General features: G+C 33.4%; 11 protein-coding genes. 1 reads left to right on the forward strand and 10 read right to left on the reverse strand.

From position 1 onward, the window contains the following. Positions 1 to 6 precede the first annotated feature (6 nt). The 3 genes from ACKI32_RS00255 to ACKI32_RS00265 all read right to left on the reverse strand — a co-directional run bounded on the left by ACKI32_RS00255 (position 7) and on the right by ACKI32_RS00265 (position 8,606). Positions 7 to 6,777: a DUF3320 domain-containing protein gene (locus tag ACKI32_RS00255; protein ID WP_407412675.1), complete on the reverse strand. Its 6,771-nt coding sequence runs from the start codon at positions 6,775 to 6,777 to the stop codon at positions 7 to 9. A gap of 150 nt (positions 6,778 to 6,927) precedes the next feature. Continuing rightward, complete coding sequence (locus tag ACKI32_RS00260) at positions 6,928 to 7,749, reverse strand: PfkB family carbohydrate kinase (protein ID WP_407412676.1); 822 nt, start codon at positions 7,747 to 7,749, stop codon at positions 6,928 to 6,930. 8 nt (positions 7,750 to 7,757) lie between these two features. Beyond that, positions 7,758 to 8,606 carry a cation diffusion facilitator family transporter gene (locus ACKI32_RS00265; RefSeq protein WP_407412677.1) on the reverse strand — a complete coding sequence of 283 codons (849 nt, stop codon included), beginning with the start codon at positions 8,604 to 8,606 and terminating at the stop codon, positions 7,758 to 7,760. A 100-nt stretch (positions 8,607 to 8,706) separates the two neighbouring features. Here ACKI32_RS00265 and ACKI32_RS00270 point away from each other — a divergent pair, with 100 nt between their 5' ends. Further along, positions 8,707 to 8,886, forward strand: a complete 180-nt coding sequence (locus ACKI32_RS00270; protein ID WP_407412678.1) for a hypothetical protein — start codon at positions 8,707 to 8,709, stop codon at positions 8,884 to 8,886. Here ACKI32_RS00270 and ACKI32_RS00275 read toward each other — a convergent pair. From ACKI32_RS00275 to rpl37A, 7 genes are all read right to left on the reverse strand, one after another. After that, the gene (locus tag ACKI32_RS00275) at positions 8,878 to 9,567 is read right to left on the reverse strand and encodes a HisA/HisF family protein (protein ID WP_407412679.1); all 690 of its coding nucleotides are present in this window, start codon (positions 9,565 to 9,567) and stop codon (positions 8,878 to 8,880) included. The genes ACKI32_RS00270 and ACKI32_RS00275 overlap by 9 nt on opposite strands. 394 nt (positions 9,568 to 9,961) lie before the next feature. Then, entirely contained in the window at positions 9,962 to 10,246 is a 285-nt protein-coding gene (locus ACKI32_RS00280) for a DUF3194 domain-containing protein (RefSeq protein ID WP_407412680.1), read from the reverse strand. A 34-nt stretch (positions 10,247 to 10,280) separates the two neighbouring features. Beyond that, entirely contained in the window at positions 10,281 to 10,628 is a 348-nt protein-coding gene (locus ACKI32_RS00285) for a prefoldin subunit beta (protein WP_407412681.1), read from the reverse strand. Positions 10,629 to 10,646: 18 nt separating this feature from the next. Next, positions 10,647 to 10,913: a KEOPS complex subunit Pcc1 gene (locus ACKI32_RS00290; protein WP_407412682.1), complete on the reverse strand. Its 267-nt coding sequence runs from the start codon at positions 10,911 to 10,913 to the stop codon at positions 10,647 to 10,649. Then, positions 10,906 to 11,391, reverse strand: a complete 486-nt coding sequence (locus tag ACKI32_RS00295) for a Brix domain-containing protein (RefSeq protein ID WP_407412683.1) — start codon at positions 11,389 to 11,391, stop codon at positions 10,906 to 10,908. The genes ACKI32_RS00290 and ACKI32_RS00295 overlap by 8 nt, the downstream gene beginning before the upstream one ends. A gap of 43 nt (positions 11,392 to 11,434) precedes the next feature. Next, on the reverse strand, positions 11,435 to 11,566 hold the full coding sequence (locus ACKI32_RS00300) for a DNA-directed RNA polymerase subunit P (RefSeq protein WP_082706360.1): 132 nt from the start codon (positions 11,564 to 11,566) through the stop codon (positions 11,435 to 11,437). A 3-nt stretch (positions 11,567 to 11,569) separates the two neighbouring features. Next, positions 11,570 to 11,839 carry a 50S ribosomal protein L37Ae gene (rpl37A, locus tag ACKI32_RS00305; protein ID WP_407412684.1) on the reverse strand — a complete coding sequence of 90 codons (270 nt, stop codon included), beginning with the start codon at positions 11,837 to 11,839 and terminating at the stop codon, positions 11,570 to 11,572. Between the last annotated feature and the right edge of the window lie 252 nt (positions 11,840 to 12,091).

Raw genomic sequence — 12,091 nt, forward strand, 5'->3', positions numbered from 1 at the left:
AAACCACTAATTAAGTTCAACAATATCATCCTGGATTTTAACTCTGTTATTTGCAATCATCAAATCCAGAACACTGTTTATTCTAGTTGCAGTCTTTTTGGAAGTTGATTTAAATCCAAAGTTACGTGAAGCCAGTTTTGCAATTTGATTTGTAGTAACATTTGAGTTGTAAACTAAAACAAGCTCAATACTTTTAGCAATTTCCTCATCAGAGATTAATTCTATATTCGGTTTATTTCTTTTTCTTATTAGAACTTCATTATTGGATGCATCATATAAAAAGTCTCCGATTCTAATAATATCGCCGGAGTTTTCTGCACTGTCAATAGCTGATGCAACAGTCTTTTTCAAATTAGAACCTGCTCTTTTAATATTACAGCTATCTTTAACTCTTTTTGTTACTTCACTAACATGAATCGGACCTTCAACAGCAACTATCTCATCAATAGATTTGGCCACCTTATCAATAGGCTGTTTGTATAAATCATCTGATGAATTTAAACCAAAATCAGAAGATTCAACATAATCTGTGATATTGTCTTCAAGTTTCCTTTTTCCTGGAAGTTTTTGGTCATCAAATGCTTTAAGTTGATTGTCTTTTCTGTGCCTTTGCTTTTCAATTTCCTTGTAATCCTCATTGGCTGAGAGGATAATGTCTTCCAAGGCCTGATCTTTTAAATCTTCTCTTCTTTCACGTTCATGGACAGGAACAATGACATTTTCATCACTGGCAATTTCCTTTTCAAGGGCTTCCATTCTCAATTCTTTTTCAATTCTTTGCTCTTCAGCTTCAGCGAAAGTCAATTCCTCTTCCCTTTGAATAATTTTATCAGAATCATCATCACTAGGTCTTGACAGGTACTCGTTAATGTCAAATTCCTCAGTTCTGTCCACTACAGAAACATAATCAATTTCAGTAGGATTTTGAATTTCGTTTAATGACTTGTTAATGTACTGCATATCCTTTTTAATTCCTTTAAGGGAGCTTTTTAATGTTTTATTTTTATATTCCTCGTTGTTATAGTAAACATTATTTTTCCTTAAAGGATTGTTAACATCAGTTGCACCCTGATAATAGACTGTATCGTCCATTTCTTCTTGAGGCTCTTCTGCAATAGGTTCTTCTTCAGGAGTTTCTTGAACTTCACCAACCTCTTTTTCAACAACCGGTTCTTCCTCACCAACCTCTTCCTCATTGTCAAACACTTCATCAATGAATTCACGCATTGCCTTGTTAACCACATCCATTGCTTCATCATGAATTTCATCATCAGAAAAGTCATCATTTAATGCGTTCAACTCATCATCTTGGAATATGCCTTTTGGAGAAGGCCTTTCAAGAGGAATGTCCTCATCTCCCCAATCCGGTAAATTGTCATTCAATACGTTTAACTCTTCATCTTCACTGACAATTTCTGCCTCCACAACATAATCATCCTTAGGAGCAGGTTTATGTAGCGGAACATCTTCTTCTTCCATTATTTCTCCACGTACAGTTTCAACTTCCCTTGGTTTAAGTTGGGATTCACCGACTACCATATCTGAAATAAAAGATTTTACATGTTGTCCTCTTCTTGATTTTATATGAGGTCTTTTTTCTGCCTCATCAACTTCACCAGTTGTTTCATCCCCTTTTATAGGTTCCTCATCGGAATGGTCAACATAAATATAATCATCATCACTACCCAAATCAACCTTCTCATCAGACACAGGTTCTTCTTTAATTTCAGGCTCATCATCAATAACTTCCTCTACAGGTTCATCATTGGAATGGTCAACATAAATATAATCATCATCACTACCCAAATCAACCTTTTCATCTTCCACTGGCCTTTCTTCTTTAGGATGATTATCAACGACTTTCTCTACAGGTTCATCTTTAATTTCAGGCTCATCATCAATAACTTCCTCTACAGGTTCATCATTAGAGTGGTCAACATAAATATAATCATCATCACTACCCAAATCAACCTTCTCATCTTCAGGTTTGGTTGATTTTTTAAATGAAACTTCAACATCTTCCTTAGGAGTTTTTACTTCTTCAATATCCTGAGTCTCATCGATTAGTTCTTCTTCTAAAGGTGAATCTTCACCTAAATCCTTATGGAATTTAAGCCCTTTGAAAATTGAACCTTTGGTATCTTCTTGCTCATCAGGTTTTAAGAATGATTTTACCCTGTCTGAAAATGATTTTGAGTCATCTTCTTGTGGTTCATCTGAGTAATCCTTTTCATCTTCCCAAACTTCAGCATTGTCTTCAGGTTCGACTCCAACATCTGATTCCCAAACTTCTGAATCCATGTCTTCTTGAGGTTTTTCTTCAGATTCAACTTCAACAGCATCTTTAGATGGAGTTTTTTCTATTTTAACATCATCATCATTGAGATTTACAAACTCAGATGGAGTTTCTTTGATTTCAAGCTCTTCTGCATCATCTTCTACATTGACAAATTCTGAAGGAGTCGGCTCATCTTCACCGAAGAATTCGGTTTTATCGATTTCACTTACATCAATTGGTTTTTCAAATGCATCGCCATCATCGACTTTTTCCACTTCAACAAAGTCTGCAGGACCAATATCTTCAGGATTTACTTCTTCAGCTTCCATGGCTTCTTTTTCAGCCTCTTCCCTTTCACGTGCTAAACGCAATTCTTCAGCCTTTTTTTCTGCTTCCAATCTTCTTTTTTCAGCCAGTTCTTTTTCTTTTTGTGATCTGCGTTTTTCTTCTGCACGGGTTTTTCTGATTGATTTTTCAACATTTTCCAATAGTTTTTTACGTCCTAGGTCTCTGTTTCTATACCAATCAGTGGACCATAAGTGATATAGTTTCCAGCCTAATCCTGTTAACACTTGTTCACGTAGCCTGTCTCTGTCACGAGCCACTTTACTTGATGAATACATTTTTCCATCAGTTGTGATTCCCAGGATGTATTTCCCAGGATTTTCATCATCAACAATAGCTAAATCCACTCTAAATCCTGCACATCCAATTTGTCTGTCAACGGTGTATCCGTTTTCTTCCAAAAAGCTAGCTATTGCATCTTCAAATGGTTCTTTTGAATATGCTTCTGCCTGTTGGGTTCCCAAGGTTAGGTTTTCTGCATATGCCAAGAATTCTTTAAGTGCTTTTACACCATAAGGCGGATTGGCAGTCAGGTGCATGTCATAAGCCTTAAAGTTTGAAAATACAACACATTTTTCTCTTGCACGTGTAATCAATACGTTGAGTCTGCGTTCACCACCGTCCTGATTCAACGGACCGAAGTTAAGTGACATCTTTCTGTTTTCGTCATAACCATAACCGACACTGATTAGGATAACATCTCTTTCATCCCCCTGAATGGTTTCAAGGTTTTTAACAAAGAAGCGTTCTTCCTTATTATCTGAGAATAATGGTTCATATTCAGGATGCTGTTTACGTTTAACCTCCAAGGCTTCAAGTATTGCATTTTTCTGTGCAACTGAAAATGTTCCGACACCCAAACTTTTTGTATCTCCATACTTTTCAAAGTGGTTGAAAATTTCTTCAACTACATCTCCAGCTTCAAGAGGGTTTGCTGAAGATGAACCTCTTGCATAAGCTGTATTTGGATTATAATGGAATTTTAAACCAAGTTCAGGGTCATTGTGTGAAGGTGAAGGATATACTAATAAATCATCATCATAAAATTCACGGTTTGACACTGAAATTAAGGATTCGTGGCGTGAACGGTAGTGCCATTTAAGCATTTTGACAGGGAATGACAGTTTACATAAATGCAAAATACTTTCCATATCAAGGGATGTAGCTTCTTCTTCATCACTATCAGCATCAGACATCTGATCGAAAAATGAAGTTGGAGGTAATTGCTGAGTATCACCCATTACAACTGCAGTTTTTCCTCTCATGAATGCTCCAAGCGCATCTTCAGGTTTTACCTGACTTGCTTCGTCGAAAATAACAACATCAAATTGCAATTCTTCATTTGTTGGATCCAAATATTGTGCAATTGACAAAGGAGACATCATAAAACAAGGCTTAATCTGTTTTATCATTCCACCGGCTTTTTCCAGGAGTTTTCTTACTGGCATGTGACCACTTTTTCTTGTAAACTCACCGGCAAGGATTTTGGCCTGAGGGTTTTCTGTTCCTCCAAATATCTTTGGAATATTGCTGTTTAGTTTCTGGAATATTCTTTTACGGTTTAAAACCAAGATTTTTTTATCCAAATCCTTGAATTCACGAATTCTATTTTCATGCAATTCTCCAACAAATGTTGCCAATTCATGATTTTCAACAAATAATATATTTAAAAGTGAATCTGCAAAGTTTCCTTCAACCAATGCTTCAATGTCTTCTTTTTTAATGTTTCTTTTTTCTATTGAATCTACAAACATGCGAGCATTAGATGTCTTAAGTGCGTTTTTAGTATTCAAGTATTGGGACCATAGATGAAGGCTTGATAGTTGTCCTCTCCAATTATACAACTGTTCTTTCCATGCTTCAAATGGTACGTCACCTGTTTCTCTTTTAAAGATTAATTTGCTTCTTGGATTGAGTTTATCCTTAAGTTTTGTGAGGTCACGGACAAACTCTTCACCGGCGTCAATATATTCCGCCAAATCCCTTTCAGGGTTGAAATCAAATAGGTCCTTACTCATCAAGTCAATTGTATTTTGTGAAAAAGTTCCGTCACGAACAAGGGCTGAAAACTCATGCATCCAACGGGCAATGGCTTTTAAATCATTAGGATCAGCATTTAAATGCCAGTAGCCACCATAATATTTCTTACCTAATGCCTCATTAGCTTCAAGATTTTTTCTGATTTTTATTACTGCTTTTGCTTCCTGCAATTCTTTTATAATGTCATCAACACTTCCTGAAGGAGGCACTGCATAATATCTCTCAACAAGTTCCAAGTGCTGTTTGCTGTTAAAGAATCTGAATTTCTTATGTGAAAGCTGCTGTAACTCATAGATTAATCTGTCAATGTCTGCCTGGAAGATGCTTTGGTTAAATTTATTTAGAATTACGGAATATTTCTGATATCTTTCAAGCTCTTTGATTAATCTAAATGCATCATCATTGTTATTATTCCATGCTCCGGATTTCAATATGGCAGGATCAATCAACTCTGAATTTTGGGATTTAATAATTTCAAAAGCGGAAAGTGAATTGCTAAACTCATTTAAAGTGTCAGGTTGCTTAATTCCATAAATGTCATATACTCTTCCACGTTCAACCAAAAAGTTATCAAGACTGTGAAGAGTATCGTTAATCAACATCTCGATTTCCCTTAAATCTGCTGGAAGCAGGCTTTTTGGAGCACATTTGCTCCATGGATTTTCCTTAGAGATTGTTTGATATAACTCCGCTAGGTTTTCCAGAGCTATTTTCATGTCATCCAAGTCTTTTAGGCTTACATTTTCAGGGTTTTCAAACCTGACCAACGGCATTATTGCATCTTTTCTAGCAAAATGATCATCAGCAGATTCTTTCATACCATATAACTGGAATGGAGATAAGTTTACTGCAAATAAAGGTTTGTGAATAATTTGAGAGTAATCATCAAGTTGACGACGTAATGTTTCGAGCTTTCGAATAGTCTGGTCAATGTTTAAAGGCTCTTGGGCACGTACATTTGTTGCCTTCTGCAAGTCCTTTAGGAATTTCTTACGTCTGGTTTTGTGAGAATGAAGTTCCAATACAAATTTACCCAGTCCCACTGCAGTCAATCTGTCCTTTACAACATCAAGAGCAGCCATCTTTTCTGAAACGAATAAAACTGATTTGCCTTCTGCTAAAAGTTCAGCTATTAGATTTACAATAGTCTGTGATTTACCGGTTCCCGGAGGACCTTCCACTACCAGATTCCTTCCTGCTTTAACGTCCTGAATGGCAGCAATCTGAGATGAATCGGCATCTAAAACCTGATACATATTCTGATATTCAAGTCTTGAGTCAATGTCTTCCTCCCTAAATGACTCGCCATCATTTTTAGCGGGGTTAAAAATAGCCTGAATCAATTCGTTTTTGGTTAAATCAACATTATCTGCCCATGCTTCTGGGTTTAAATCATTATACATTACAAATTTTGTAAAACTGAAAAATCCTAAAGCCACATCACTGTTTACTTTCCAGCCATCCATACGGTATACTGCACGACGTACACTTGCTATATAGTGGTCAATGACTTCCCCATACCTTTTAAATTCAAAATTAGGAAGTTCAATGCCTGCCTCAAGTAATTTAGCTTTAAGTGAAATGTTTGTCTGAATATCTTCTCCAGTCCATTCAAGGTTAAATGATTCCCCAACCTTTTTTCTCTCCATTGAAACTGGAATCAATACCAAAGGAGCTTTATTTACCTGCCTTGGCTTGGTCTTATCCTTCCATTCCAAAAACCCAACTGCCAAATACAAAATGTTATAACCTTGCTCCTGAAGCATTGTTTTTGCTTGGTTATTAATGTAATATAATCGTTTTTGAAGTTCTTTAGGGGTCAAATCAGTGGCTAATTTCTTGTCCCCTTCTGAAAACTTGGAAAAATCAAATGGAATATGGTCCCAAACTGAAGACTTATCCTCTTTCTTATCCTTTTTGTTGGCTACAAAATACATTTTATGTTCTTGAAGGACCAATGTTTGAAAAAGATTTATAGGGGATTGATTTACTATAGTGATAGTTTTTGCTCTTGTTTTAAAATTAAGAAGTTGATTTCTTAAAGTTAAATCTAAAAGCTCCTTACGTAAGTTTTTAAATTCCTTTTCGATTATATTTGATGATTTATTTAACATGATGACCCTTTGTAGTGTTTAAAAAATTAACAATTCACTTATATAATATAATAATATTAATTAATAAAGTTTTCTAAAATTAACTAAAGTTAATTAAAATTTATCAAAAAAGAAAAATAAGATATAAAAAATAGTATTTAAAATATTGAATTATTTTTCAGAATTATAAGGACCAAAACTATGTATTTTTTCACTTGCAATTAATGATGCAAATTCAGCGGACTTTTCAGCTGATTTTAAGCATAATCTATCCGAAACATATGCTGCCATAAAAGTATCCCCACATCCGGTTGTATCCACAACATTGTCACATTTTACAGCATCAATTTTAATCTCATTATCTGAAACAATTCTAGAACCCAAAGATCCGTTTGTTACAACCATCTCATCTACATCAAAGTCCGTACCAATGATGTTTGCCTCTGCCTCATCCAAAAATATTGAAGTAACGCCCCGTAAAATATCACTTAACATGGCAAAGTTATCTAATTTAATAGTATAATTTTCATTTACTTTAACATCGGGAAGTCTTAGAAATCCCTGGATTGAAATGAAAATAGGAACATTGAAACTTTTTAAAAATTCGATTGTCTCAAGTGGAAAATCATATCTATTTAAGGGATTTAAAACAAAAGCATCGATATCATCCGGCAATATACTTTCCAAATCGCCTTTTAAAATCGGAATATTTGCAAAATTGCTTAACTGATGCCTAATATCCATATTACTGCCATCAGGATATTCATTAATAAAAAAGTGAGTTTCATCCTTTAAAATTACCCTTACTTTATCCAAATCCGGAAATTCATCAATCAAACTGGAATCTGAACAGTTGACAATAGCCAAATAATCCTCATAAAATTCCTCAAAGACAAATGATTGGAAGTAAGTGGCACCGCCAACCTTATATTTGCATTCGGATTCAATTATAACTTCATCTTTTGTAACCGGCCCAATAACAACTAACGTCATAATAATTCTCAATCAAATTCTATGGTAATGTCTACAACATGATATCCGCTTGAAATATCATAAATTTCCTTTTTAATTTCCCCAACATCTTTTCCAAAGTCAACATCGACCTTTAATGTCATTACAGAATCAATACCATCAAGTGACCAGATGTGGAAATCCTCAATCGCATTAACACCTTCAATTGCTGAAATCTTGGTTTTGAATTCGTCAACATCAAAATAATCCGGAGTCTTTTGAAGCATCACCTGAATGGCTTTGATTAAATTTCTTCCAAGGTTAAATAATAACCACAATGCAATTCCAATTGAAACAAAAGGATCCAAATATGGTGCTCCTTTCCAAAACATTAGAACAACACTTAAAATTAGAATTGCAACCCATTCAAAAACATCTCCAAGTTGATGGAACAATATGGCCTTTTCGTTGAATGTTTCTCCTTCATGAAGCCTATATACTGAAATTGACTTGAAAATAATCCCAATGATGGCTACTACAAGCATTCCTCCCGCATCAACACCTTCCGGATGGAACAATCTTGGAATGGCTTCCTGAAGTATTACTAATGCCATGATAATTACAAAAACAGAAATGATAACTGCTCCAAGAATTGAAAACCTCTGATAACCATATGAATATTTATCGGTTGATTCTTTTTGTGACACTCGTTCCAAAGCCCAGGCCAGCGCTATTGAAATAGTATCTGACAGGTCATGAATACAATCAGCCAAAATAGCCATACTGTTAGTTGCAAGACCTCCAGCAATGACAAGAATGTTGAAAGTTAGATTCATGAAAAAAACAAACGCCAAATTTTTTCCCGCTTTTTTGTGATGATGATGAGTATCAATTCTCATGATTATTAATATTAAAAAAAGTTCAATAAAAAAGTTTTTAAATTAAATCATTAATTAGATTTATATAATTAAAAATTTAAAATTATAGTAGTGATTTGATATGGCATTAGTTGGAACAACATTAATTTCTCATATTCTTCCAGTAATCTGCGGATTTTTCGCATTTCTGTTTATTATTTCTGGTTCATTAGAAGAAAATAAACCTAAATTAGGATTAGGGATTGTATTATTCATTATTGCATGTGCTTTCCCTTATGTGCTATTGAGCATCCTAGTCTAGGAGTTTGACTTCGCCTGAATGCAGGCTAGTACCTATCAATACTTTTTTTATACCGAGTGATTCCAACTCACCAAGGGAATCCTTATTCAAACCACCTGCAATAATCAATTTATCTTTCAGTTCCTCAAATTCTTCTAAAAGTTTTTTATTGTAACCCTTTTCTGTACCGACACCAGTAATATCTAATAAAATAATTTCATTCGGATTCAATCTTTTTAAAACTTCTTTAAACTCTGATAAGTTCAAATCAAGATGTTTTGAAAGTAGTTCATCGTTTTTAACATCAACACTTACGACAATCCTCTCTTTTGGATACTTCTCGAAAATTAATTCCAACTCTTCAATGCTTTTTAGGGTTTCTGTTGGAACGATTACCTTATAAGCATAATCTAAAAAAAACGGGAATGATTCTGCATCTTTAAGACCTGGATCCAACATCACAGGAATTATTGAGTTTACCATTTTGATTTCATGGATGTTATGGCCCTGGGATTCTATCAAATCTAAATCGGCAATGTACATTTCATCTGCTCCGTTTAATTTCAATCCCTGTGCAATCTCTACGGGATTTGCAGATGGTGCGAAAACTGTTCTTAATGGTTGGTATGTGTCTCTCATGCCGGATTTACCGCTTACGGCCTGATGTTGTTTTAAATCAATTACTGGTATTTTTTTAATCATATTAAATAATTGGTTAAAAGAAGTATTAAAATTTTAAGGAGGGAGAAAAGCTTGTGTGTTTTGTAGCTTTTCTCGAGAGTATATAAAAATAATGATCAATTTTAGATTAATAACAAATATGTTATGAACCTCTATTAATTAAATTGAGTTACATAGTATATAAATGTTACTTTATTTTAGAAAAATTAAAGTGAACTTGAATAAATTATTTTTAAATATATTGTCAAAAATAAGATTAATGTTTAAAAAATCACTATAATTACTGGATAAAAATAAGCAAAATCACAAATTTAATAAATTCAACATTTTTAACAAAAGTAAAATTATCTAAAAATAATAAAATTTGCTTGATAAAGTCTAATTGAAAAAATTAAAGTAAAAAAAAGGAGAAAAATTATTCTCTGAAATTATCATCAATATATGAATCGAATTTCAAATACGCTTCATCAATAGCTTTGGAAATTTGATCTTGACTGATTTGAGATAGCTCATCGAAGCTAACTCCAACATCAACATCAACATCCAATTGTTCATCCTCATAAGATAAAACAATGTCTAAATCCAAATCCTCTATTTCCTTACTGGGCAACGCCTTTGAAACTTCACGTTCCAATATTTCACCAAAGTCATCGGAAATAGTGGCCAAATCATCTTGAGTTAATAATTTTAACTTGGACATGAAAATCTAAAAAAAGAAAATGAAAGTATTAAGCCTATTGGCCCATACCATTCATAGCAGCTTGGATAGTTGCTTGCATTTCTTCGAGTTTTTTCATAACTCTTTCTTCTTGGCGAGTCATGGTTTGTTTTCTTAACTCGAGAGTTTCTAATTTTTCTTCCATTTCAGCTAAAGCATCTGCGTATTCAATTTTAATGAGTAATGTACCAGCTTGTTTGAATACTTCAGTTGCATCATCAGTTTTTTTAAGTTCTTCTAATGCTTTTTCAGTTTCTTGAATTTGAATTTCAACATTTTGAACTTGCATAGTTACTGCTTGAGCTTGTTGTTGTAATTGTTGAAACTGATTTAATTGTTGTTGAATATTTTCAGGAATCTCCATATTATCACCTTTTTATTATTAATTTGTTAAATCGTTAATTTCTAATGCTAGCTTAATCCACTTCATTGCAGAGTTTAGAGATGCTCTAAATGAAGTTGAATCCTGTGCATCTATGTTGATTAAAATATTAGAATCATCTAAATCAAGAGTCATTGATGATCTAAAATCCGGAGCTGTACTAAATTCCAAAACTATAGAATCATATATTATTTTAGCCTGATTTTTATTTTCAAACTCGACTTTTATACTACTTTTAACACCTTGAAGAGGGCTTTCATCAATCATTTGAAACCTCTAGGAGTTTTTTGACATTAATCTGGAAATCTGTTGGCTCTCCAAATTTGTTAATGAAATTGATTTTAGCTACCAAATCATCACTTTTAGAAATTAAAATATAATTTTCGCTAGCTTTATCCACCAAGTCTACATCAAGAATATCTTTTAGGACATTGAGCTTATCAACTTCAGATACTATTTTTAATTGTGAAGGAGCAATATTTATCTTTCCACTTCCATTACTTGCTCCAATAAGTATGGTAAGTAACAATTCTCCTTTATTTGAATAAAAAGATATTCTGCTAGGATTACCTTTAATTTCATTTACGATAGCTAAGTTAAATTCGTCAATTTCCAGAGCCTTCAACAATAGCTCACGCATGTTCATCTTTCCTCTGTTGACAGATGTTGAACCAGTTGCATGTGCTAAATTTTTACAAAACTTTCTAGTTTTTTGAGAAGGTTTTCTAGAAGTTGAAATTAACATTTAAATCAAAAATAGTAAAAAATTTAGTAAAAGCAGATGAAAATTATCTTGCTTTTATTATTCTAGTAGTTTCTGGAACATTTTTAAATAAAATCCTATATCTGCATTTAGGACATTTATTTTCCATGTAGCTCTTATGGTCTACTTCTGCTCCACAACGTGGACACCTATACAAGGCCTATTCCTCCACTTTAATGTCTCTTATACTACGTGCTGCAGATTTTGCCATTGGAGTTTCAGGAACGTATGCCCCTCCAGTGAATACTGCACCACATTTTCTGCATTTCCAACTTCCAGCAGCTTGTCTTTTTACATAAGGTCTAGCGCATTTAGGACAAACATGATCTTTTTTCATGTTTTCTTCAATAATCTTTACAGATCTTTTTGCTTTTCTTCCGTATCTTGCACCGAACCTTCCTGTAATACCCACTTTTTTAGTTCTTGCCATTATATCTTCTCCATAATAAAATAAATTGTAAAATTGTAAATTTTTAAGAATTTACATCGATTATCTAAAATAATCATAAAATAATCTAATATGATAATATTGTACTACCTCATATTTAAAGGTTTGGTAAAAATAAGTAATTTTAAGAAAAAACACTAATGAGTATAAAATATAAAAAATTTGATGAGAAAATACTTCCCCCTATAAATCAACTATTTTATTGAACTTCCCATCAAAGATAAATATTAAATA

It is taken from the genome of Methanobrevibacter sp. (genome assembly GCF_045611865.1).
Classification (GTDB): domain Archaea; phylum Methanobacteriota; class Methanobacteria; order Methanobacteriales; family Methanobacteriaceae; genus Methanocatella.